General features: G+C 40.1%; 21 protein-coding genes. 12 read left to right on the forward strand and 9 right to left on the reverse strand.

Going from position 1 to position 23689, the window contains the following annotated elements:
• The first annotated feature begins 45 nt into the window (after nt 1-45).
• The 3 genes from E2K98_RS07050 to E2K98_RS07060 are packed head-to-tail and all read left to right on the forward strand — an operon-like array spanning nt 46 to nt 3709.
• The gene (locus E2K98_RS07050; RefSeq protein WP_133333545.1) at nt 46-2388 is read left to right on the forward strand and encodes a xanthine dehydrogenase family protein molybdopterin-binding subunit; all 2343 of its coding nucleotides are present in this window, start codon (nt 46-48) and stop codon (nt 2386-2388) included.
• Nucleotides 2385-3224: an FAD binding domain-containing protein gene (locus E2K98_RS07055; RefSeq protein WP_133333546.1), complete on the forward strand. Its 840-nt coding sequence runs from the start codon at nt 2385-2387 to the stop codon at nt 3222-3224. Before E2K98_RS07050 ends, E2K98_RS07055 begins: the two co-directional genes overlap by 4 nt.
• Nucleotides 3221-3709 (forward strand): (2Fe-2S)-binding protein, encoded by a 489-nt coding sequence (locus tag E2K98_RS07060; protein WP_133333547.1) that lies wholly within the window; start codon nt 3221-3223, stop codon nt 3707-3709. The genes E2K98_RS07055 and E2K98_RS07060 overlap by 4 nt, the downstream gene beginning before the upstream one ends.
• Before the next feature lie 20 nt (nt 3710-3729).
• Here the strand turns inward: E2K98_RS07060 and E2K98_RS07065 are convergent, their stop codons facing one another.
• Nucleotides 3730-4116 (reverse strand): hypothetical protein, encoded by a 387-nt coding sequence (locus E2K98_RS07065; RefSeq protein WP_235824740.1) that lies wholly within the window; start codon nt 4114-4116, stop codon nt 3730-3732.
• A gap of 222 nt (nt 4117-4338) precedes the next feature.
• On the opposite strand from E2K98_RS07065, the gene E2K98_RS07070 reads away from it, so the two are divergent.
• From E2K98_RS07070 to E2K98_RS07085, 4 genes are all read left to right on the forward strand, one after another.
• Complete coding sequence (locus tag E2K98_RS07070) at nt 4339-6399, forward strand: peptidoglycan D,D-transpeptidase FtsI family protein (protein ID WP_133333548.1); 2061 nt, start codon at nt 4339-4341, stop codon at nt 6397-6399.
• Nucleotides 6400-6542: 143 nt separating this feature from the next.
• Complete coding sequence (locus tag E2K98_RS07075) at nt 6543-8030, forward strand: spore germination protein (protein ID WP_133333549.1); 1488 nt, start codon at nt 6543-6545, stop codon at nt 8028-8030.
• 17 nt (nt 8031-8047) lie between these two features.
• Nucleotides 8048-9136, forward strand: a complete 1089-nt coding sequence (locus E2K98_RS07080) for a GerAB/ArcD/ProY family transporter (protein WP_133333550.1) — start codon at nt 8048-8050, stop codon at nt 9134-9136.
• Nucleotides 9133-10197 carry a Ger(x)C family spore germination protein gene (locus tag E2K98_RS07085; RefSeq protein WP_133333551.1) on the forward strand — a complete coding sequence of 355 codons (1065 nt, stop codon included), beginning with the start codon at nt 9133-9135 and terminating at the stop codon, nt 10195-10197. Before E2K98_RS07080 ends, E2K98_RS07085 begins: the two co-directional genes overlap by 4 nt.
• 52 nt (nt 10198-10249) lie before the next feature.
• Here the strand turns inward: E2K98_RS07085 and E2K98_RS07090 are convergent, their stop codons facing one another.
• The 3 genes from E2K98_RS07090 to E2K98_RS07100 are packed head-to-tail and all read right to left on the reverse strand — an operon-like array spanning nt 10250 to nt 13895.
• Entirely contained in the window at nt 10250-10705 is a 456-nt protein-coding gene (locus tag E2K98_RS07090; RefSeq protein WP_133333552.1) for a (2Fe-2S)-binding protein, read from the reverse strand.
• A 30-nt stretch (nt 10706-10735) separates the two neighbouring features.
• Nucleotides 10736-11575, reverse strand: coding sequence for an FAD binding domain-containing protein (locus E2K98_RS07095; RefSeq protein ID WP_133333553.1), 840 nt, complete (start codon nt 11573-11575; stop codon nt 10736-10738).
• Nucleotides 11562-13895, reverse strand: coding sequence for a xanthine dehydrogenase family protein molybdopterin-binding subunit (locus tag E2K98_RS07100; RefSeq protein ID WP_133333554.1), 2334 nt, complete (start codon nt 13893-13895; stop codon nt 11562-11564). Before E2K98_RS07100 ends, E2K98_RS07095 begins: the two co-directional genes overlap by 14 nt.
• Before the next feature lie 133 nt (nt 13896-14028).
• On the opposite strand from E2K98_RS07100, the gene E2K98_RS07105 reads away from it, so the two are divergent.
• Complete coding sequence (locus E2K98_RS07105; RefSeq protein ID WP_133333555.1) at nt 14029-15570, forward strand: multicopper oxidase family protein; 1542 nt, start codon at nt 14029-14031, stop codon at nt 15568-15570.
• Here E2K98_RS07105 and E2K98_RS07110 read toward each other — a convergent pair.
• Nucleotides 15567-16547, reverse strand: coding sequence for an FUSC family protein (locus E2K98_RS07110; RefSeq protein ID WP_133333556.1), 981 nt, complete (start codon nt 16545-16547; stop codon nt 15567-15569). The genes E2K98_RS07105 and E2K98_RS07110 overlap by 4 nt on opposite strands.
• 613 nt (nt 16548-17160) lie before the next feature.
• On the opposite strand from E2K98_RS07110, the gene E2K98_RS07115 reads away from it, so the two are divergent.
• Complete coding sequence (locus tag E2K98_RS07115; RefSeq protein ID WP_133333557.1) at nt 17161-17664, forward strand: hypothetical protein; 504 nt, start codon at nt 17161-17163, stop codon at nt 17662-17664.
• Between the two features lie 51 nt (nt 17665-17715).
• Nucleotides 17716-19089, forward strand: a complete 1374-nt coding sequence (locus E2K98_RS07120) for an MFS transporter (protein ID WP_133333558.1) — start codon at nt 17716-17718, stop codon at nt 19087-19089.
• A gap of 29 nt (nt 19090-19118) precedes the next feature.
• On the opposite strand, the gene E2K98_RS30825 is transcribed toward E2K98_RS07120, so the two are convergent.
• Nucleotides 19119-19268: a hypothetical protein gene (locus E2K98_RS30825; RefSeq protein WP_165976198.1), complete on the reverse strand. Its 150-nt coding sequence runs from the start codon at nt 19266-19268 to the stop codon at nt 19119-19121.
• A 428-nt stretch (nt 19269-19696) separates the two neighbouring features.
• Nucleotides 19697-20140: a GNAT family N-acetyltransferase gene (locus E2K98_RS07125; protein ID WP_133333559.1), complete on the reverse strand. Its 444-nt coding sequence runs from the start codon at nt 20138-20140 to the stop codon at nt 19697-19699.
• A 100-nt stretch (nt 20141-20240) separates the two neighbouring features.
• Between E2K98_RS07125 and E2K98_RS07130 the strand changes: the two genes are divergently transcribed.
• Nucleotides 20241-20594, forward strand: a complete 354-nt coding sequence (locus E2K98_RS07130; RefSeq protein WP_133333560.1) for a hypothetical protein — start codon at nt 20241-20243, stop codon at nt 20592-20594.
• Here E2K98_RS07130 and E2K98_RS07135 read toward each other — a convergent pair.
• Both E2K98_RS07135 and E2K98_RS07140 read right to left on the reverse strand, forming a co-directional pair.
• The gene (locus tag E2K98_RS07135) at nt 20587-21213 is read right to left on the reverse strand and encodes a TVP38/TMEM64 family protein (protein ID WP_133333561.1); all 627 of its coding nucleotides are present in this window, start codon (nt 21211-21213) and stop codon (nt 20587-20589) included. The two genes, E2K98_RS07130 and E2K98_RS07135, sit on opposite strands and share 8 nt — an antisense overlap.
• A gap of 145 nt (nt 21214-21358) precedes the next feature.
• Entirely contained in the window at nt 21359-22129 is a 771-nt protein-coding gene (locus E2K98_RS07140) for a C40 family peptidase (protein WP_133333562.1), read from the reverse strand.
• Between the two features lie 370 nt (nt 22130-22499).
• On the opposite strand from E2K98_RS07140, the gene E2K98_RS07145 reads away from it, so the two are divergent.
• A complete protein-coding gene (locus E2K98_RS07145; protein ID WP_133333563.1) occupies nt 22500-23678 on the forward strand; it encodes a TIGR04053 family radical SAM/SPASM domain-containing protein in 1179 nt (392 codons plus the stop codon).
• The last annotated feature ends 11 nt before the right edge of the window (nt 23679-23689 follow it).

Genomic DNA, 23689 nt, shown 5'->3' on the forward strand with positions numbered 1-23689 from the left:
TAGATCTTACATAGGCCATCATGTTTTATAGGAGGCAGCAAAAAAATGTTGGAAGTTAGAAAAACAATTGGAAAGCCCGAACAACGAGTGGATGTCATCGAAAAAGCCACTGGGACGGTAAGGTTTATTGGAGATTTTTCCATGCCCAACCTGGCCCACGCTAAATTGGTTACAAGTACACAGGCACATGCCAAGATTAAGTACGTTGATGTAACAGAAGCATGGAAGTGCCCCGGTGTTCGGTCGATTGTAACGGGAAATATGTTCCCCTTTCACATCGGTCCCATTTTAGCGGATCGGCCACCGCTTGCTTTTAATAAAGTACGATACTATGGAGAACCGATAGCGATTGTTGTCGCCGACCATGAACATCAAGCTAAAAAAGCAGCAAAGATGGTTAAGGTAGAATATGAACCATTGCCAGTTGTGAATTCTGTTCAAGATGCATTTAAAAACGATGCTCCTTTAATTCATGAAAACTCAGGGCAATATGTAAAAATTATCAGTAATGTTTATCCTGTTCAGGGGACCAATATCGGCAGTCATATCAAAATCCGTAAAGGTGATTTCATAACTGCCTGGGAGAACTGTGCAACAAAAATAAAAGAAACCTATTCTTTTAATCTTTCCGACCACGCAGCAATGGAAACGCGCGGTACCAGAGTTGAAATCAACCCGGCGGGAAAAGTTGTAGTCCATTCCAATACACAATCACCCTACACGATTAAAAAGGTGTTAAATCAATTTTTCAATATTCCGGTTGGAGATATTGTTGTACATGTCCCATTAGTGGGCGGAGCGTTCGGCGGCAAGGGAACCGTTCAACTCGAGCCGCTTGCTTATTTAGCCTCAAAGTCAATTGGCGGGAAAATGGTTAAACTCGAATATGAACGAGAAGAGGATTTGATCACCGCTCCCTGCCATATTGGTCTTGATGCGACCATTTCACTAGGAACGGATAAGGACGGGAAAATTATTGCGGGGCAGTATACCTTCCTGATTGACTCCGGTGCATACACGGATCAGGCTGCCGGGATTACGAGAGCAATGGCGCTGGATTGTACTGGTCCATATGATGTACCAAACGTTTGGTGTGACTCTTATTGTATGTATACGAACCACCCGTATGCGACCTCTTTCAGGGGGTATGCACATCCTGAATTAACCTTTGCTGTCGAGCGTACAATGGATCAGCTTGCAAAAAAATTAACCATGTGCCCGATTGAACTGAGAAAAATTAATGCCATTAAACCAGGGAATACTTCCCCGACGCAAACAGTACTTAATGCGAGTAATATTGGCGATGTCGAGAAATGTATTGAACGGGCCAAGGAACTTGTGAAATGGGATGAGGGTCAGCGAATCGAAACTGATACTGAAATGATTAAATCAAAAGGAATCAGTGTTTTTTGGAAAACCTCCACAACGGCTACCAATGCGCAGGCAGGTGCCATTATCACATTTGAAGCAGATGGCAGTGTAAATTTGAACTGTGCTGCCATTGAATTGGGCCAGGGTACCAAAACAATTCTTGCTCAGATTTTAGCTGAACGATTAAAAATGGATATGAACAAAATTCATGTCACGATGGAGGTCAATACCCAGTACGATCCCCATCAGTGGCGGACGGTGGCCAGCAGTACCACCTTTTTAGCAGGAAGAGCGGTAATGGCAGCAGCAGATGATGCCATCTCCCAATTAAAAAGAACAGCTGCTATCGCTCTGCAGTGTTCGGAAGAAGATCTAGAGCTGGGCGGCGGCCGTGTCTACCTAAAACCAAGCCCTGAATACGGTGTTAAATTTGAGGATATCGCTCTCGGATATAAGTATCCAAATGGCCATGCCGTTGAAGGTCAAGTGGTCGGTCACGGAAAGTATATCCAAAGACATCTGACACCAATGGATAAGGAAACCGGATTCGGCAAGCCGGGGCCTTGGTGGTCCGTTGGCGCCCAGGCTGTGGAGGTCGAATGGAACCCGAAGGATTACTCCTACAAGGTTATTAAAGCAGTAACCGTTTTAGACGGTGGAACGATTATTAATTATCAAACAGCGACACAGCAAATGAGAGGCGGGATGTATTTGGGTTTAAGCTTTGCCAGCTGTGAGTCATTTCATTTTGATGAAAATGGTGTGGTACAAAATACGCAATTAAGGGACTATCAAATGCTGCGTTTTGGCGAACAGCCGGCAGAATACCTAGTTGACTTTGTTGAATCCCCAGCAGCTGACGGGCCATATGGAGCCAGGGGGATTGGTGAATATGGTGTAATTGGCATGGCCGGCGCACTTGCGAATAGTTTATCGGCTGCAGCCGAAGTAGAGTTAAATTACCTGCCATTAATTCCGGAACTCATTTGGAAAATGAGAAAGGAGAACATGAAATGATTCCTTTTGACTTTGAGTACTATAGACCTGAGACGATACAAGAAGCTGTCCAAACCTTTGAGGATATCCAAAAACAAGGTAAATCCGTCCTGTACTATAGTGGAGGAACTGAATTTATTACGTTTTCGCGTAGAAATCATCTTACAGCAGATGCCGTGATAGATTTAAAAGGAATCCCGGAATGCAATGTTTTAGAAGTTCAAGAGGAGCAATTGGTTATCGGTTCCGGTGTAACATTAAATCATATAACGGAATCCAATTTGTTCCCTTTATTAGGGGAAGCCGTAAAAAAAGTGGCAGACCATACCTCACGGAATAAAATTACCATCGGGGGTAATCTAAACAGCCGGCTCATTTATCGGGAAGGGATATTACCCCTGCTTTTATCCAACGCAATGGTTAAATTGGCCGGTTCCGAAGGCGAAACTCTAATACCTTTGGAAGAGGTCTTCCAACAGAACTTACAAATCAGTCAAGGTCAGTTCCTTGTACAAATTTTAATAAATAAATCCTACCTTCACCTCCTGCATTTTAGTTTAAAGAAAACAAAGAGTACGAAGGTTGGCTATCCAGTTGTATCTATCGCCGCCTTAGTAAAGGACAAAAAATTACGGACCGCTTTCAGTGGGATTTGTAGCTACCCGTTTCGATCAATGGAAATTGAAAATATTTTAAATGATTCTTCTCTTCCCGTTGATGGTCGCGTACAGCGGGCTGTGGAACGGCTGCCTTCAACGATCGTACATGATATACAAGCCTCCGCAGAATACCGGGAATTTGTTTTTAAAAATGCGTTATCGGAAACGATTGAAGCTTTAAAGGAGGCCATTACATGATCTCAAATGGTTCAGAAAAAACAGTTGCCAAGCTTCATGTAAATGGAGGGACCAAGGAAGTAATGATTCGAAGTGCAGATACACTATTACATACCTTACGGGAGCAATTGGGACTGACGGGTGCTAAAAGGGCTTGTGAAAATGGTGACTGTGGAGCGTGCACGGTATTAGTGAATGGAGAACCACATCATTCTTGCCTGTCACTGACAATTGAAACGATTAACAAGTCAATTAGCACCATTGAAAGTCTATTAGATTCCCCTATCCAAAAGACCTTTATCGAAAAGTGGGCCATCCAATGTGGTTATTGCACACCGGGATTCATTCTGAATTGTCATGCCCTAGCGGAAAAACATCCCGATGCTGATGATTCTGTTATTGAAGAGTGGATGGAATCCAATTTGTGCAGGTGTACTGGGTATCATGAAATAAAAGAGGCGATTGGGGCTGTACTAGCGGAGGCAAAAAATAACCCAGCTTCATAAATCGAAGCTGGGCACTATTTTTAGCCTTTTTTAAAGCTGTTATTTCCTTGATTCAGGCTGTCAATTAGGCCAAGGGTTTGTGAAGCCTGCTCAATTTGCTGCTGGACCTGTTCTAATTGTTGCTGGGTTGCAGTGGTCGATTGTGTAATGGCAATCCCTTGCATTTGGTTTAACTGCTGGGTCGCCTGCTGCAGCTGTTGCTGAGCTTGCTGCAGTGACTGGAGATTATTCATGGAAGCACTTTGTTGTATAGTTGATGTTGCTTGCTGCATCGATTGAAGCGCCTGTTGTTTCTGGGTTTGAAATTGCTGCTCCATCATGGACTGATTTTCCTGCAGCTGTTGTTGCTGCTGTATCATTTGCTGCTGCTGAAAGCTTTGCGATTGCTGCTGAGCATGTCTTTCCACAAAGAGTACCTCCTTTAATTTTCCCTCTTCTTCTAGCTTTCATTAATCAATTTCCTTTTATCCATCATTTTTTTAAAGCCCTATTTACAAAAAATTGTTGAGAAGGTAATCCTTTACACCTATGCAGCTCCATCTGTAAAATAAATAGTAATAATACCAACTTATGGATAGGGCATAATAAAATAGACTTAGCACGGTTGGCATAAAGGATGTGTTACAAAAATGGAGAAAAAGCAAAAGTCCCACTTTCCTTTTCGAATTAATCTATTGTTTTTTTGCGTTTTTCTATTATTTTCTGCACTTATACTACGTCTTGGTTTTGTACAAATTGTTTACGGCGAGAATTTCAAGCGTGACCTTGAAAGGAACGAGGATATTACGATAAAAAATCCTGTTCCAAGGGGAAAAATGCTCGATCGTAATTATAAAGTGATTGTCAATAACATCCCGAAAAAAGCCATTACCTATACAAACATGGGATCCGACCAAGAGGAAATGCTGAATACTGCAAAGACTTTAGCAAAACTTATCGACAAAAAAACTGATAAACTGACAGATTGGGATAAAAAAGATTATTGGATTTTAAAATACCCCGAGTTAGCGGACGACAAAATCACTAAAAGTGAAAATGAACTATACAAAGCAAAAAAATTAAAAGATAAAAACTTATATGAATTAAAAATAATGCGGATTACCAAGCAGGATTTAAAACAACTTACACCAGAAGACCTAGAGGTGGCTGCGATTTTTCGTGAATTCCGAAATGGTTATAAATTCACCCCGCAAATCGTTAAAAATGAAGATGTAACGGAGAAGGAATTTGCAGTTGTCAGCGAAAATCTTCAGTCCCTTCCTGGCGTGGATACGGCAACGGATTGGGAAAGATCCTATAATTTTGATAAGACCTTAAAATCTGTTTTAGGTAAAGTTACGAAATCAGATGAAGGGCTGCCTGCGGATCAACTGCATTATTTTTTATCAAAAGGTTATAATCGAAATGACCGTGTCGGAAAAAGTTATTTAGAAGCCCAATATGAAGATATCCTGCATGGATATAAATCACGGGTTAAAAACGTCACCGATACACAAGGAAATGTGGTAGATACTGAGGTTGTATATGATGGCCAGCGTGGGAAAGACGTTGTTCTAAGCATTGATATGGAATTGCAGAAAAAGGTCGAACACATTATTGAGGAAGAGCTCTGGTCATTAAAGAGACTGCCTGGTACTCATTTCTTAGATCGTGCCTATGTTGTTTTAATGGACCCTAAAACTGGTGAAATTTTAACAATGGCGGGAAAACGCATCGTTCGGGATGAGAAAACTGGAAGAACCGAAATGATTGACGATGCACTTGGAACTTTTACCACAACGTATAATGTTGGTTCTGCTGTTAAAGGAGCTACTGTATTAACTGGTTATAAAACAGGGGCAATCTCTCCTAATACCTATTTGAGCGACGAACCAATCAGAATTAAGAGTACGCCTGTTAAGAAATCATGGATGTATTTAGGGACCTTAAACGATCTTAATGCCCTAAAACTGTCCTCTAACGTCTATATGTTCCGGACAGCCATCAAAATTGGCGGGGGAAATTATATTCCCGATCATCCATTATCACTAAAACCAAATAGCTTTGATATTATTCGTAATTCCTTTGCAAGCTTTGGTCTAGGAACGAGAACCGGAATTGACCTTCCAAACGAACAAGCAGGGTTTAAAGGTTCAAGTAGATTGCCGGGATTTTTACTTGACCTTGTCATCGGACAATATGATACCTATTCTCCAATGCAAATGGCTCAATATGTTTCGACACTTGCCAATGGCGGCTATCGGATGCAGCCCCATATGGTAAAAGAAATTCGAGAACCATTAACTGGCTCTGAGGTGGTCGGTCCTGTTTTTAAACAAATCCACCCGAAAGTTTTGAATATGCTTGACATGAAACCAGAGTGGATAAGCCGAGTTCAGCTAGGGTTTAAAAAAGTGTTTCAAGAGCCCGGTGGGACCGCCTATCCGTACTTTAAGGGTGCCCCCTATTCTCCGGCAGGAAAAACAGGAACGGCGGAAGGATTTTATGACGGGCCTGACCGCTGGAGATATGGTAAAGAACCACCGGGGGTTATTAACCTAAGTCTTGTGAGCTATGCACCGAGCTACAATCCTCAAGTTGCCATGGCTGTGCTCGTACCATGGGCCTATACAGGTCAATCAGAAAATAAAGCAAATTTCCGCATTGGCCGTAGGGTAATGGATACTTATTTTCATTTAAAACAAAAATAATCATCAAAAATGGCTCGGAGTTCATGACTCCAAGCTATTTTTCATTTAAAGATATCCTTTTTTGCAAATAAGATTAGGATTCATAATTATTCCAAAAAAGGGAAACATAATCGGAAAAGAAAGATGCCTGGGAGTTGGAATCAATGGTTTGGTTTAAAAACAAACAAGGACAATATGATAAAAAAGAAGCATTGGAACAATATCTTCAGCAATCAAAAGATTTTAAAAAAGTTTCTTATGTCAATCAGAAAACCAACAACCATTTTAGCTTTTCATTTATTTCCACTCTCATTGATGAGTCAATTATACAGAAAAGCGCACTTCCTTACTTACTTGAAAAATCGTTTGAAACAATCGAGGACATAAAAAAAATCATCCCCCTCTCGGACGTGGAAATCAGCGAGGATCAAAGTATTATCGAACAAAAATTATTTAATGGATATATTCTCCTGACGCTTGAATCAGAAAAAAAGAAATTTGCGTTTTTAGCTGCGCAAAAAGAAATTGTCCGAAGTGTCACAACTCCAGAGGTAGAGTTTAGTGTTATCGGTCCGAAGGAAGCATTTGTTGAATCAATCGAGCAAAATATTAACTTAATTCGTAAAAGGCTGCCTATTAAAGAACTTATTTTAGACGAGTTAACAGTAGGTTCTCTTTCTAAAACAAAAGTGGTGATAATGCACATTGACGGCATTACAGATCCCGTCAATGTCCAAACAGTTAAAGAACGGATAAAAAATGTTGAATTTGATGCGATTACTGACAGTTCCTATATTGTTCAATTAATATCGGATAATAAAAATTCCCCTTTCCCGCAGCTTCTAGATACGGAGCGTCCGGACAGGGTTACAGCAATCCTGGCAGAAGGTAAAGTTGCCATATTTGTTGATGGATCTCCACATGTTTTAATTACGCCAACAACATTGGTTGAATTTTTTAGCTCATTCGAGGATTATTTCTTAAACTGGATTTTATCATCTTTTTTTCGGCTGATTCGGTTGTTTTCCGTTGCATTTTCTATTTTAATAACCCCAGTGTATGTAGCTACATTGTCTTACCATTACGAACTAATACCTACGGATTTGATGAATACATTGGTTACGTCCCGGCGTGCCATTCCACTTCCCCCTATCCTTGAGGCTCTATTTTTAGAGCTCACCATCGAATTGCTCAGAGAGGCAGGGGCAAGACTTCCGACCAAGGTTGGGCAGACCATTGGTATCGTAGGCGGTATCGTTATTGGAACTGCGTCTGTTCAAGCAGGATTGACAAGTAATGTCCTCCTGATTATCGTAGCACTTGCAGCACTCGCGTCTTTTACAACACCCGTTTATAAAATGGGCAATTCGATTCGTTTACTGCGCTTTCCATTTTTGTTTTTTGCTGAATTGTGGGGACTGATTGGAATCGTATTCTGTTTTTGTATATTATTAACCCACTTAATACGACTTACATCCCTTAATCGGCCTTTTTTAGAACCACTCTATCCACCTAGAATGAAAGACCTTAAAGATTCACTTATTAGGCTTCCATTCAGCAAACAATCACACCGGCCGTTAACTTTAAGAACACAAAACCCTATTCGTTTTACTCCGAGTAAAAAAAGTAAAAAAAGTGATATTGACGAATAGGAACCGGAGGAAGGAATATGGAACAAGTACTGCCTGAAAAAGCAAAAGTATCTCCTTTCTTAGTATTTTTTCTCATTCATACGATGCAGTTTGGTGTCGGGGTCCTCGGCTTCCAACGCATTATCGCATTAACAGCGGGATATGATGCATGGATTTCCGTTGTGATTGCCGGTTTAAGTGTAAATATCATTATTTGGATGATGTACAGAATCTCAGAAACAGTAAATGGAGATATAATGTCAGTCCATACCTTTATATTTGGGAAAATAATGGGTAACCTCCTGTCCTTACCATTTGTTTTGGTATACTTGCTTGCGGCTATTATCACGTTAAGACCTTTTATTGAAGTCATTCAAGCCTGGATGTTTGAAGATTTAAGTACCTTTTGGTTTTCCTTGGCTTTTTGTGGATTAGGAATCTATATATTATACGGAGGTTTTAGAACTGTCGCAGGTGTAGCATTTTTTGGAGTAGTGCTTCCAGCATATTTACTATTCACCTTCCTGTTTACCCTTCCATATGCGGATATCAGGAATTTACTTCCAATCTTTGATCATTCGATAAAGGATTTGGCTTTTGCCTCCTATCAAATGTCCTTTACTTATTCTGGGTTTGCAATACTATTGTTTTTTTATCCCTTTATTAAAGAACCAGAAAAATCTAAGAAATGGGCCCATCTGGGCGCCCTTACTACCACTATTATCTATACACTTATTTCTATTGCGACCTTTTCCTTTTTTTCAGAGGGACAGTTGCAAAAGTATATCTGGCCGACATTGACCATGTGGAAAATAGTCGAAATGCCTTTTGTTGAGAGATTTGAATATATCGGCATTGCCAATTGGATTATCATCATTCTTCCCAATTTTTGTATTGCGCTTTGGTGTGCCGCACGCATTTTAAAAAGGATAACAAACCTGAAGCAAAAAAATGGTGTCATCCTCTTATCATTAATTGTATTAATAGTGAACGTTTTTATTAAGACAAGGCAGCAAATTAACACCATTACCGACTATTCTGGAAAAATATTCTTTTACATTAATTATGGATATGTTCCATTACTTTTTTTTCTGATATTGATTATGAAAAGGGTGAAGAAAAAATGAAGAACATCATCATACCCGTTCTAATCGTATCCCTTGTGCTTGGTGGTTGTGTACAAAAGAGAATCTTGGATGATGTCAATCTTGAAACGGGAAGTGCCTATGATTATGTGGATGGTAAAATTCTCGGAACGGCCTTAGTTCCGATCTATTTACCAGATCAAGCTGTGAAAAACAAATCCTTCACGGCCTCCTCTGCCTTAAGCAGAGACCTCTTAAGAGATATCCAGCGCCAATCCTCAGATCCACTCGTGACGGGGAGCATTAAGGTGGTTCTTTTTGGGGAAGAGCTTGCGGAAAAAAAGGGAATTTTAGATTTGATGGACTCATTTCAGCGGGATCCGAGCATTGGCGCCGGCCTTTACTTGGCTGTAACCGAAGGGGAAGCAAAGGATTTCATTGAAGGTAATTATGGAGAAAGAGGAAATGCAGTTTATTTAACCAATCTCATCAAGCATAATATGGAAACAATGGATGTTCCTAAAACAAACCTGCAGCGTTTTTTATTTGATTTTAATCAATTAGGTAAAACGCCTTATCTTCCAAGGCTAAAAAAAATCGGAAAGAACCAAATACAAATAACCGGTATCAGTTTTTTTCGATATGGTCATGTTGTTTACTCTATTCCTGACGAAAAAATGTTCTTCTTTAAGCTGCTTGTTGACGATTACAGTAAAGGAACTTTAAAAGTAACATTAGGCAAGGAAATGGCAGCCATCGAGAGTATCCGATCAAAATTCAAAATGAAGATTACCTCCAGGGATCCTTTAACCGTCAATGTACGGATTAAGCTAAATGCAGTGTTGAAAGAATACTCGGGAACAAAAGTTACCCCTAAGGAAACTAAGGAAGTAGAAAAAAAGGTAGAAGAAAAAATTGAATCAGAATGTAAGAATTTAATAAAAGAATTTAAAGAAAAAAATATTGACCCTGTAGGTTTTGGCCATTTTATAAAAAGCAAAACAAGAAATTTTAATTTTTCTAAATGGAAAACCGACTATCCAAATCTCAAAGTAAATGTTCATGCAGATGTAAAGATTATGGAATCTGGGGTTATTGAGTAGATCATGAAGGACACCTACCTGCTGCTAACAGAGACTGTGTCCTTCATTTTTTTCATTTTTCCTTTAATACTGATTTAATCGCTTTTTCAATCTCCGCGTATCCTGTACAGCGGCAAATATTGGACCTCAACCACTCTTTAATTGTTTGATCACATGCATCCGGGTGCTGCTTAATTAAGGAATGACAATTCATGATGAACCCAGGTGTACAATAGCCGCACTGAAACGCAAAATTATCAACAAAGGCCTTCTGGATCGATGCATTCTTTAATCCTTCAATACTGGTAATCTTTTTTCCAACAGCCTCCACAGCCAACATTAAGCATGATTTCATCGGCCAGCCATCAACATTTACGGTGCATGCACCACAATCCCCATTTAAACAGCCCGGTTTAGCTCCTGTCAGCCCAAGTCTGCTTCTGATAACAAATAATAAGGTGTCAGCAGACCGTACTATTACAGGGTGATCTTCCCCATTAATATGAATAACAATCGAATGGGATCCCAATCAAGCCACTCCTCTCTTCTAGTTCTCCCGTCAAACCGTCGCCCCATCAAGTTCGAATATTACATCTTCAAATAAATGTCGTAAAACAAATAAACGGTATTCACTTGACCCTTCGATATCACTTAAAATGGGTTCGGGTAAGCCCGATAAAGCACGAGTAATACGCTCAGAAACGGGCAATGAACGGTTATTTAACGAGCTTTCTATTTTTTCCGAGCGAAATGGAAATGGACAGAGACCACTCACTGCCACACGGATTTGGCCATCAATTTTTAATGCATTAATTGTAATTAAAGGATACCCGGTATCCCATTGCTGTCTCCGCTTGATGCTGATAAACGGGGCTTCAATATACCTTTTCTCTGTCGCTAATTGAATTAGAAATTCACCCCTGTTTAATTGCAGCTGTTTTTGAAAAATATCATTCAGGGAAGCTACTTTTACTCCTTCAGGACCAACGCTGACCGCTTGACTATCCGCTAATAAAAATGGCAGTACTGTCTCTCGGTAAAAAATTTGTGCGCAAATATTGCCGCCAAGCGTAATTTTCCCCCGCGCCGTATGGTCTGCCACTTCGCTGGCTGTTTTCGTTAATAAGGGAAATGGATCTGCTTCCTCAATTTGCGTAAGGGTTAGGGAACTTCCCAGAACAAGATAATCCCCATCCATCTCCATAACATGAGATTCTGCCAATCCCTTTAGATCAATAACGGCTTCCGTATAAACAAGATCAATTCTTCCAAGGGTTATTAATTCAGTCCCGCCGGAGATAAACATCGGTTGTTTTCCCTGCTGGTCCAAATATTGGTATAAATCCACTGCTTCCCTTACCGATGTTGGTCTATAGTAATCAAAGTCAAATGGAATCATCACTGTGTCCCCCCTTTGTCTTCCAGATTAGCTCCGGAATCAGAGGTAAATGATGAAGAGATACTCCGGCTGCGATGGAGAGGGCATTCCCAAGTGCACCAGGCATTCCCATTAAACCATGCTCCCCAACACCGCGAGCCCCATATGGTCCATCAAGCTGCGGGGTTTCAACAAAACCGACTAAGAATTCGGGGTTTTCTCCATAGTGCAACGGTCGGTACGTTCTAAGCTGTGGATTCAATACCCTGCCAAGTTCATCAAAATAAAATGTCTCCCTGCCGGCAAAAGCGAGACCCATGCTCATCGCCCCCATCACCTGGCCTTCTGCCGCTTTTTCATTCATGACCTTTCCGATATCAACTACAGTTGCAGCTTTTACAAGACGGTAAGTAAAGTTCCTTCGGTCAAACTCTACTTCCACTCCATAGGCTGCCACGGTCCATTCCGGCCCTGGCTTTCCTGCGCCAGTTTCCGGATCAATCGTTGTGAGATGCCGTAAAATATAATTCCCCTTACCGATGATTTGTCCGCCAATCGCATTTCCATTCGGATATTTATAACCATAGCCAACGTCTTTAAATTCAAGTCCAATGGAAGGATCATCCCGGAGAAAAACCCGGCTGTTTGCCACTTCAAGGTCCTCAATTGGTGCTCTTAAAACACAGGCTGCCACTTCCTTTAACTGGCGAATGACATCATCTGCTGCTTCTAAGACAGCCCTCCCTCCCATAAACGTTCCCCTGCTTGCAACGGTTTTCCAATGCTCGGGTGTTGTTTGGGTATCGACTTCCATTCGTACGTGAACTTTGTTTACGTCCATATTCAATCGCTCTGCAAGAATTTGCGCCAGAATCGTCTTTGTCCCTGTTCCAATTTCAACGACACCGGACATTAAATTAACGCTTCCATCTTTATTAAAGGTTATAATTGCACCAGAAGGAGCATCCGAATCGACAGTAGATGTCTTCCAACTGCAACTTACTCCCTTTACACGTACATAGCGGTCATCAATCTCTTTAATAGCTCCCTCCTCCCAGTTGAAAATTCCTCTTAATCTCTCAATACATTTCTGTAAGTTTCCTACATTACTTTTATTTAATAGAACCCTAGAAGGAGTTGTGTTTCCCGGCTTGATTGCATTCTTATAGCGAAGCTCTAGCGGGTCCATCCTTAATTTTTGGGAAAGTAAATCCATTGTTCTTTCAATCGCAAACGAAATCTCAGAATGGCTGAAACCTCTAAATGGTGAAGCATATGGATGATTCGTATACATACAGTAGGAGTCACACCAAACATTTTCGACATGGTATGGTCCCGTACAATCCACGGCCCCTGATCTTGAAACATCGATGGCTTTATCGGAATAGGCCCCGCCATCCCACCAATAGCCTATTTCCATTACTTTTATATTCCCGCTTCGGTCAGCACCAATTTTAACCTTTGCATCTAATCCAATATGACAGGGAGACGTGAGGATATCCTCTTCTCTGTCATTCAATACCTTGACCGGTCTTCCGCCCACTGCCTTTGAGGCTAAATATGCAAACACTTCAAGCTGGACTGGTGCCTTGCCGCCATAAGCTCCACCAACAAAAGGAGTATGAACAACAATTTTCCCCATATCCTCACCAAAGTAGTCAGAAATAAGTCTTTTGACCATGAAAGGGGCCTGCGATGAAGTGGTAATGTTAATGATGCCATCGGGCAGAATCTCGCAAATCGCACATCTTGTTTCCATTGCTACATGATCCGATGGTGAAAAGGAAAAACTAGCCTCGACTGTTGTTTCACTTTCTTCCCAGCCCTTCTCCATGCTGCCCTTGCGGATTTTATAATGAGTAGCAATATTGGTGCCCGGAACCGGGAAGGATACCTCATCCTTTTTATATTCACCTAACAGTGGGTGTAGAAGGGGAGCATTTTTTTGAAAAGCCTGTGTCGGCGAATTGACTACCGGAAGTAATTCATATTGAACCTTTACCCGACCTGCTGCTTTTTTTGCCTGTGGTGCGGTATCCGCAACTACAAGGACCACGGGCTCTCCATGGTAACGCACCCTTTCATTAGCGATTGGCGGGCGGTCACGTACGCTTTCTCCGATTAGAGGAAGATTTGCACTTCCTTTTACAATGGCCCTAACCCCTGGCATTTTTTCTGCTTCTGTTGTATCAATGGACACGATTCGCGCATGCCCATATGGACTGATGACCATTTTACAGGAAAGCATTTTGACTGATTGGTGGTCATGCGTGTAGCGAGCCCTTCCTGTCACTTTTTCCTGTGCTTCCTTACGTATGACACTTTTCCCAATAATCTCCAATACTGTTTCCCTCCTAACAGCACAAAAATTCCTACCCTATTTATATTCATGCTTTATATCATCCTAGAAGGTTAATTTTTAACTTTGTGAACGCATAATCTTTTAAAAACATCCTTTGTTAGGAGCGGTTGGTGTGAAATTAACCAAATTTATAGACCCTTTGCCAATTCCACCCGTACTAAAGCCAAAATGGAAATCAGCAGATTACACGTATTATGAGGTAAAAATGGAGGAGGTAAAACAAAGTCTGCATAGCCAAATTCCTCATACACCCATATGGGGATATGAAGGATTATACCCTGGTCCCACCTTTGAAGTGGAAACTGGTGAAAGGGTCTTTGTGAAATGGATGAACAATCTTCCTGAAAAGCATCTCTTTCCAATCGACCATACGGTTCACGGCGCAGAAAAGGTTAAACCAGATGTTCGCACTGTTGTTCATCTACATGGGGGCAGGACAGAACCGGAGAGTGATGGCTATCCAGATGCATGGTTTACAAAGGGATTTGAAAAAAAAGGTCCCTTTTTCACGAAAAAAATTTATGAATATGGGAACCTGCAAAGTGCAAGGGCACTTTGGTATCACGACCATGCAATTGGGATTACCCGATTAAATATTTATGCCGGGTTAGCAGGATTTTATCTCATCCGCGATCCGCGTGAACGATCACTAAATCTCCCTAGCGGAAAGTTTGAAATTCCCTTACTGCTTCAGGACCGTTCCTTTTATGAAGATGGTTCCTTATTTTATCCTGAACAATCATCAGAACATCCGACTGAATTTACGCCCTCCATAATTTCTTCCTTTTTTGGGGATACCATTGTTGTTAATGGGAAGGTCTGGCCCTTTCTTGAAGTGGAGCCAAGAAAATATCGACTTCGCTTATTAAATGGAGCAAATGCGAGGTTTTTTCATTTGTTTCTCAACTCGGGACAACCGTTCTTTCAGATTGGCACAGACAGCGGTCTTTTGGAGCGGCCCAATAGAGTTCAGTCACTTCTGCTCGCCCCGGCTGAGCGGGCTGATGTGATCGTTGATTTTTCCAAGTTGAATGGAAAGTCCATCCTTATGAAAAATGATGCACGTACACATTTCCCAATTGGAGATCCCGTGGACCCTGGCACCACTGGGACGGTGATGCAGTTCCGTGTAACAAAACCACTTTCAAGCATGGATACAAGTGTGATTCCACCCTTTATGGAAACAATTCATCGTCTACCGGAGTCTACTGCCCATAAGCAAAGGTTTTTACAATTGAGCGAAGAAAAAGATCAGTTTGGCAGGTCGCTATTTTTATTAGATCAAAAAAAATGGGATGATCCGATTTCCGAAAATCCTCAGGTTGGGACAAATGAGATTTGGTGCTTTGTGAATACAAATGGGGATGATCATCCTATTCACGTCCATCTTGTTCAATTTCAAATTTTAGACCGACTGCCTTTTGATGTGAAACATTATAAAAACACGAGGAGAATTAGATACACTGGTTTACCCGTAGCCCCTGATTCGGGAGAAAGGGGCTGGAAGGATACCGTGAAATGCCCACCTGGTCACATAACAAGAATTATTATTCCATTTTTCCCTTTTACAGGCCGATATGTATGGCACTGCCATATGCTTGAGCATGAAGACTATGAAATGATGAGGCCATATTGGATTCTCCCGCCATATTAGTTTTCTTTTAATAAGGCCGCAGTTTGATTGAATAACGCGATGAAGTATTGCTGGTTTTCCAGTTCCTTTGCAATTGAAACATGCAGGTACTCACTCGGCGGACTACGGTCTGCCGAAGTTTTCTGAAATAAAGGAGCCAAGGCTTTCACTTGGTCACCCCAGACTTTTTGATTCTCAGCTGTCATACTTCCGGATCTAGCCCATGCCATCAAGATTTCCACACTCTGAGCTAAATATGAATAACCCTTTGTTAAGGAGTAAATCCTTTGCTGGTCGAGAGCCAGCTCTTTGATACTTTTACTTGCATATGGATTGTATTTAAGACTTTCTTGGGCATTCTGAATCATTTGCTTTGATTGATGAAGTTCTTCGAGAAGTTGATTTATTTCTATTTGGAGTTGTCCCCCCGCATTCTGATCAAGCCCATGATGAATCCAATCGGAAACCTTGGTAAAGGTGGCTGTTAAATGTTCTGTAAGCTGTATAAGATTTTTTTTTGATTGCTTTGTAAAATTCGGAGGATAGACAAGCATATGGATTATCACAGCTATCATTGCACCAATTAATGTATCTCGAAAACGATCGATTGGATAATCCCCCGCTCTCTGCCCGACGACAAAAACTAGCAATATCGTTAAAGCGACCTGATGGATCGCCGTTTCATCACTTTTCAACCATTTGGCAATGAAGCATCCGATAAGGATTAGAATCCCTATCGTCCAACTTGTTACATTGATATAGGGTGCTGCCAAAACGGTAACGGAAATCCCGATAATGGTTCCTGCCATTCGGTGATAGGAGAATCGAATCGAACGATTAATGGTTGCCTGCATACAAAGAATCACCGAAATCGGGGCAAAATAGGGATGATGCGACCCAGCAATTTGCGCAATTTGCCAAGAAATTGTGCTTGCTACGGCCATTTTCCAAATGAGAAGGGGTTTATTTTGTTTATGTTCAAATGACGGGCTCCCCATATCTTCTCTACCTCACCTTTTGTTAATTACATTTAATCATTATCCTTCCCGCAATGATTTCAAGGTATCCAGTGATAATCTTGTCTAGACACTGGTTCGTTAGGAAATGCTAGGGTTAGAAACTTTATGGGTATGGTGAATTAAATGGGGTTAGTATATTTTTTATTAATAACTTGGTTTGCATTAAGTTTTTTCTTGTTAATGAAAAAAAGTCTTTCAAATACTATTAATATCCTCACCTTTCTGTCTTTTCAGATTGTTCATATTAATTTCTTTACAATTTTTACTTTTACTTTAAACCATTTAATTCCAAATACAAACCCAATGGCTTTTACCACTATTCTTCTTTTTCGTGATCTATCTCTTCCGATTTTTCTCCTCATCTACGTAAATCTGTTTTTCTCATTTAAAATGAAATGGGCTAAAGTAGGCATTACTGCTGCAATCTTTTTAACAATCCAAGCTGCCGAAAATTTATTTTTGCAGCTGGGATATTTTCATTATCGTCATTGGTCCCATTTCCGAGAAGCTTTATTTAATATTAGTTTAATACTTATCTGCCTCCTATTTGCGTACCTGTTTAGGAAAATATTTTCAAAGGAGAAAAATTTGAATGATCATCTATCAAATTTATGATCGTCACTTTAATATTAACGAATATTTTATTCTGTTCATGATACTTGGGGGCTTTAGTTTGGTATATTTCATGCCAAAAATAATGCCGATGTCTGCAATGCTATTCTGTCTTCTATTCGGACCATTTTTTGGAATGTTCTTTGACCATTCCATTGCTGTTCCACCACTTGATTTTTATGATGTTGGCGATGTATCAGACTATGAATTTTTTGATATTTTGTCCTATATGATGTATTGTCCTTTTGGATACCTCTTTATTTATTTCTTTGAAAAATTTAAAGTTAGCGGACTACTGTGTATGGTATATATTTTGGCGTGGACCGTTGGTGCCATAGCGCTTGAATGGCTGTGTGTAAAAATCGGAATTTTTCATTATAAAAATGGCTACGGGTTACGTTATTCCATTTGTGTTTACGTATTTGTTGAAAGCCTATTAGTTATCGTCTATCATTATTTTTTTAGAAAAAGAGTTTATCGCTAAGATTATGTTTATCGAAACACCTAGAAATTCGTTTGCAAAGGGAATGAACACATGAAGAAAAATCGCGCCTTATTTTTAACGGCGGTCGCTTCTGGTACCATGCTGAACCCGTTAAATTCATCAATGATTTCACTTGCCTTAACGAGCATCCAAAAGGATTTCCACCTTTCATTTACAACTGTTTCCTGGTTAATTTCATCCTTTTACCTTGCTAGTGCTGTTGCTCAACCTGTTACTGGAAAAATTGGTGATTTAATTGGCCGTAAGAAGACCTTTATCACGGGATTGTTTCTTGTTGCCATATCAGCTTTTACAGCACCGTTTTCCACAACCTTTCTAATGTTATTGTTCATGCGTCTGATTCAATCGATTGGCAGCAGTGCTATTTATCCTTCTGGGGTATCGTTGATTCGGGACAATATTAAAGATAGACAAGCTTCAGCATTATCGGTTCTTTCTATTTTTGCTTCCGCTATGACAGCACTAGGTCCAACGCTTGGAGGATTTTTGATTGTATGGGGAGACTGGCCGGCGATTTTTTGGGTAAATGTCCCCTTCCTCCTTATTAGTTTGCTACTAGGATGGTATATGTTCCCAAAGGATCCTCCACGAGAGAGAGAAAGTATGAAAGAGTTTCTTTCTCATCTTGATTTATTAGGGATCGCTTTTTTTGCGGGCGGAATGGTCTTCCTTTTATGGTTTTTGTTATCATTTGAATCAAAAATTCATTATCTATCCGGAGTCGCAGGGTTAATATTTTTCTTATTATTTGTTTGGCGGGAGTTACATGTGAAGGTGCCATTTATTGATGTACGGATTTTTAAAACACATCGCCAGCTTTCATGGGTTTATCTGCAGTTTATCGTGTTAAATATCTTTTTTTATTGTTTATTTTTCGGTCTCCCCCTTTATTTCCAGGATGCCATGCATTTTGGTGTGGAAAAAAGCGGTTTGTTTATGCTGTTTATGTCTGGGATGAGTATTATTATTTCACCCATCACCGGTAAATGGATTGATAAGTCGGGGGTTAAGCAGCCGATTATATTTGGTGCGCTGCTATCTGTTTTAGGTGCTATTATTTTGTCTCTTTTCTTTATCAAGGCAGCCAATTGGTGGCAAATTGGGTTGATTTTGGCAATAATGGGTTTGAGTTATGGGATTGGAAATGTTGTTTTGCAAGTGGCGATGTTGAAAGAAAGTCCGAAAGAAATGCTTGGGACCACTTCAGGTTTATTTCAAACCTGCCGATATTTGGGCTCGATTTTATCTTCAATAGTTCTGGGATTAATTTTTGGGTCCGAGGTTTCGTCGGAGAACATGGAAATACTTGGGGGCGTGTTGATTGGAATTGGTGTGGTTAGTTTCATGATGAGTTTGTGGTTTACCGGTGTTAAGAAGAAGAGAGTTAATGTAGGGCTTGGGTAGGGTGCAGGCTTGTTCGTTTAGTGTTTTTGTCAGTTCCCATGCAGGTGATTTTCTGCCATTTGGTGGGCATCGAGACCCGTGTTAGTTCCCGTGCTGCCGATTTTTTTGTCTTTACGGGCACTGAGACCCATTGTTAGTTCCCGTGCTGCCAATTTTTCAGACCCAAAAAGCACTATCAATTATTACCTTGCTTATTGTCCGCCTCAAACGGACAATAAACCCGTTTTGTCCACGAACGGTGCCTGTCACCGCATTATGTCACCGCAATAGTTTTTTGATATGTTCTTTTGGGGTCCAGCAGTTGAATTTGTAGTGGGTTTTGGTTTCGTAGCGTAGCCGGCTGCAGTAATAGTGCATGTTTTTTTCTTTTTTCTCTGCCTTAAAATGCTGGCATGTGGCACAGCAATGGTAATCTTTCATAATATTCTCCACCTTTAATTTAAAACTTACATTTCCAAAACTATTAAAGTTTCCTTCATAGTTTGTTCATAAATTTTCGTTAAGATAAAAACAGGTTCAGGACGAACCTACACCGCTCCCCTTTTAATATAGATTTGTATTGTCAAGCCCGGCAGGCATTTGCCGGGTCATTTTTTTGCCCAACAAACTATAACTTTCGTTCCATATAAAGATCCCGATTTTCAATCGTCTTAAACCCATATTGTGCATACAGTCCGTGGGCATCATTAGTAGCCAACATTAATTTCGCAGCGTCCTTTAAATCAGACTGTTCCGTAATGATTTCCATCAGCCATTTGGATAACTCTCTACCGCGAAATTCATCAAGAATGAAAACATCCATGATCCAGCCAAACCTACAAAAATCACTGACTGCACGGGCAAAGCCGATCTGTTTAGCATTTCCTTGGGCTGGATTTCCCTCGTATACCCCAAAACAAATCGATGAATTCTCGATTGATTTTTTTACAACTTCAAGTTTAATTCCTGGTACCCAATAGGATTCCTCACTTAAAAAATGATGAACCACTGAGACATCAAGGTATTGTTTTTCCGTACAAATAAAAAAACCATCTTTTTTCCAAATTGACATGTTTATCACCTTTCAGAAAAACCATTTCATTTATGGGTATACGAACCCCGTTCCCTGTCAATAACAATACCAATCAAGTAATAAAATGGGGTGGTCATAAATGAAAGGCATTTATTTTATAAATGAACAAATAAAAATAAATAATTTATCGAAGGAAGAAAGCTTTACCCTCCAAGAACAAAGCATTTTAAATCATATTCAAAGCAAAAGCATTCAAATTGTAAAATTAAATCCTAACCAAATCTATCAACATTATTCGATTCCTCATGCACTGCTTTATGATTTGAAAAAGAACAAAGCCCAATTGGATTGTTTGGTCTTCTATTCCCCAGAAGTGATGGAGGATTTTATTTACTCTTACCCGGCCAGGTGGCTTATTTTAAAAAGCTACTTCAAAAAAATCGTCACCTTAGAAGGAAAAAATAACGAGATATCGATTAAAAGCGTTATTTAAGTGTCTTAGCTTTCTTGCGGTAGACAATAACAAAGTTAATCAGAAAGATAACTAATATATAAAAGCCATATAAACCAAAGGATAAGAGCTTATTGCTGCTTAGCGTTGCACCAACAAACGATAACAACAATATATTCGGGATCTTACCGATGGTTGAAGCGGTAAAGAATATGAGCCAATTTACTTTACTAAGACCACAAATAATATTTACAACCGGTGCTGGAATAATTGGAACTAATCGGCAGGCTAAAATGGCAAGAAAGGAATTGCGATTGAGAAATTTCTCATATTCCTGAAACTTAGGATATTTCAAGAGCTTTTCCTGGGCATAATCCCTAAATCCATATCTGGTGATAAAAAAGAAAACTATTGTTCCAGCCATGGCTCCTATTAAAGAGATAAACATACCTTGGGCTGTCCCAAATATTGCCCCAATCATTCCGGCTAACACAGGAAATGGAATCAGCGGGAAAAAGACACAAATTGCTACTAAAAGCATACTGATAAAAATCGAAACTGTCCCGCCTTGCTTTATCAAGTGGACAAGGTCATCTTTCTGCAAGTAGCCGAGTACAATAATCAAAATTAATACACTAATACTGACTAGTCTTTTTAGCATCTATTTCTCCTCGGTTAAAATTTTTATTCTTAGCTATACTACATATTCATTATTTTAATAGAAGAATCCTTCTTCTAACATTAAGACTTTTCAAATGCATAAAACGGCCTTTTATCGTTCGATAAAAGACCTTCCTCGTTTTCTATCAAAATGCTGTTTTTGCACCTAAATATCTAGGCTTCCAATAGGTATTATTCATATCACTAACCGTAACCCCAGATGATGAGGTTGCACTGATAAATTGGTTGTTGCCCAAATAGATTCCAACATGAGTAGGGCCTGGTGCATACGTTTCAAAAAATACTAAATCACCTGGCTGCGGGGCGCTGATTGTTTTTAATCCAGACCATTGTGTCGCAGCAGTTCTTGGGATCGTTATCCCAACTTTATTAAATACATAGCTACTAAATCCGCTGCAATCAAAACCGGTTGGAGTACTTCCCCCCCATAAATATGGAGTTCCAATATATTTTTTTGCCTCAGTCATTACGGACTGTGCCCTCGTTTCTACCGAAGGAGCCATAGCAGTCGTTCCCTTTACCTTTAAAGTTTGTCCCACATAAATGGTATCAGAAGTTAACCCATTCAAACTTTTCAATGCTGCAACCGTTGTATTGAAAGCGGTAGCAATTTTCCAAAGCGTATCTCCAGATTTTACCGTATAGGTAGAATTAGTGACAGCAGTAGTCTCTATTTGAGCTGAAAGTAATAGCTTCTGATTTACATAGATAGTATTAGTAGAAAGGTGGTTCAAGGTTATTAGATTACTAACCGTTACATTGTTAGCTTGCGAAATCTTCCAAAGTGTGTCGCCAGATTTAACAGTGTATACATTTTCTTCTGCACTAGCCGAACCTCCAAATGCTGTAAATAATAATCCGGCAGCAGCAAAAGCTGTTAAAAGTTGTTTTTTCATGGTGGCACTCCTCTTTATTTATTGTTACTACCATCATAATAGAAGATGTAATGTTGGAAATAGCCGTAAAATTTGGAGGGATTGGCTATCTATTCCTATATTGGTAGAGAAAGCACTTAATGTAACAATCATTAGAACCAATTCCAACCTTTATCATAATTGGATTCAGGGCTGTTTTCTTCATAGAACCCCAATGGATTGTAACATTCTTGTAATATATTTTTAATAGTTTAAAAGGGAGAATAGACAAATATCTGTAAAAAGGATTTAGAAATATTGTAACAAACCATCCATTCACAACTGAAAGACAAATTTATAATAAAACTTGAGAGATAATTCTTACAAAATACATAGAATTTTGGTGATAAAGATGCATGGTTTTGAGAAAGGACATCCATCAAGTAATGGCCATCCTTATGGTTTAGGTAAAATCATTGATTACAATCAAAATCCGTTTATTGTGATTTGGGAGGTAACACGGGCATGCCAACTTAAATGTGTCCATTGCCGGGCAGATGCCCAACTGACACCAGACACCAGGGAGCTGACCCATGAGGAAGGCCTTAACCTGATTGATCAAATCTTTGAACTGGATAACCCAATGCTTGTATTTACTGGCGGGGATTGTATGATGCGTGAGGATCTTTTTGAGTTTGCTGATTATGCAGTTAAAAAAGGGATGCGTGTCTCAATGACTCCCAGCGCCACTGCAAACGTTACAAAGGAACGCATGGAGCGAGCAAAAGCGGTCGGTCTTTCCCGCTGGGGCTTTAGTTTGGATGGCCCGACACCCGAAATTCATGATCATTTCCGCGGAACACCAGGATCCTTTCAATTAACGTTTGAAAAAATAAACTACTTAAATGAACTTAACATGCCGCTTCAAATTAATACGGTCATTTCCCGTTACAATTATGATTCATTAGAAAAAATGGCCAAGCTTGTCGGAGAATTAAAAGCAGTGATGTGGTATATTTTCTTACTCGTTCCAACCGGCAGGGGCCAGTTAGATGCTTGCATTACTCCCGCAGAGCACGAAAAAGTTTTCCGTTGGCTATATGAGTTAAGCAAAACGGCACCGTATGATATTAAAACAACTGCTGCCCAGCACTACCGACGTGTCGTACTTCAGCAAAAAGCACGTGAGCACCTCATTACAAACGGCGAAATTTGTTACGAAAATTCGATAACCACCGACTTTGCTTCGATGCACGACGGCCTGAAACGAGCTCCTAAAGGGGTGAATGATGGTAATGGCTTTCTTTTCGTTTCCCATATTGGGGATGTCATGCCGAGCGGATTGCTGCCAATTGTCGGTGGGAATGTTCGCAAGACGCCTCTTGCGGATATTTACCGTGATTCAAAAATATTTAAAGAACTAAGGCAGCCGGACAACTATCAAGGGAAATGTGGTGTATGTGAATATAACAAGGTTTGCGGCGGTTCCCGCTCGAGAACCTATGCCGTAACAGGGGACTATATGGAGAGTGAGCCTTACTGTGTTTACATTCCACAGGCACTTAGAAATCAAGCACCAATAACCGTTTAAAGGGAAATCGG

The sequence above is a fragment of the Bacillus salipaludis genome (assembly GCF_004358205.1).

Excerpts from the sequence above, each read along its gene's own strand:
- E2K98_RS07050 (WP_133333545.1), top strand. The coding sequence starts at position 46 with ATGTTGGAAGTTAGAAAAACAATTGGAAAGCCCGAACAACGAGTGGAT.
- E2K98_RS07055 (WP_133333546.1), top strand. The coding sequence starts at position 2,385 with ATGATTCCTTTTGACTTTGAGTACTATAGACCTGAGACGATACAAGAA.
- E2K98_RS07060 (WP_133333547.1), top strand. The coding sequence starts at position 3,221 with ATGATCTCAAATGGTTCAGAAAAAACAGTTGCCAAGCTTCATGTAAAT.
- E2K98_RS07070 (WP_133333548.1), top strand. The coding sequence starts at position 4,339 with ATGGAGAAAAAGCAAAAGTCCCACTTTCCTTTTCGAATTAATCTATTG.
- E2K98_RS07075 (WP_133333549.1), top strand. The coding sequence starts at position 6,543 with ATGGTTTGGTTTAAAAACAAACAAGGACAATATGATAAAAAAGAAGCA.
- E2K98_RS07080 (WP_133333550.1), top strand. The coding sequence starts at position 8,048 with ATGGAACAAGTACTGCCTGAAAAAGCAAAAGTATCTCCTTTCTTAGTA.
- E2K98_RS07085 (WP_133333551.1), top strand. The coding sequence starts at position 9,133 with ATGAAGAACATCATCATACCCGTTCTAATCGTATCCCTTGTGCTTGGT.
- E2K98_RS07095 (WP_133333553.1), bottom strand. The coding sequence starts at position 11,575 with ATGATTCCATTTGACTTTGATTACTATAGACCAACATCGGTAAGGGAA.
- E2K98_RS07110 (WP_133333556.1), bottom strand. The coding sequence starts at position 16,547 with ATGGGGAGCCCGTCATTTGAACATAAACAAAATAAACCCCTTCTCATT.
- E2K98_RS07115 (WP_133333557.1), top strand. The coding sequence starts at position 17,161 with ATGATCATCTATCAAATTTATGATCGTCACTTTAATATTAACGAATAT.
- E2K98_RS07120 (WP_133333558.1), top strand. The coding sequence starts at position 17,716 with ATGAAGAAAAATCGCGCCTTATTTTTAACGGCGGTCGCTTCTGGTACC.
- E2K98_RS07125 (WP_133333559.1), bottom strand. The coding sequence starts at position 20,140 with ATGTCAATTTGGAAAAAAGATGGTTTTTTTATTTGTACGGAAAAACAA.
- E2K98_RS07130 (WP_133333560.1), top strand. The coding sequence starts at position 20,241 with ATGAAAGGCATTTATTTTATAAATGAACAAATAAAAATAAATAATTTA.
- E2K98_RS07135 (WP_133333561.1), bottom strand. The coding sequence starts at position 21,213 with ATGCTAAAAAGACTAGTCAGTATTAGTGTATTAATTTTGATTATTGTA.
- E2K98_RS07140 (WP_133333562.1), bottom strand. The coding sequence starts at position 22,129 with ATGAAAAAACAACTTTTAACAGCTTTTGCTGCTGCCGGATTATTATTT.
- E2K98_RS07145 (WP_133333563.1), top strand. The coding sequence starts at position 22,500 with ATGCATGGTTTTGAGAAAGGACATCCATCAAGTAATGGCCATCCTTAT.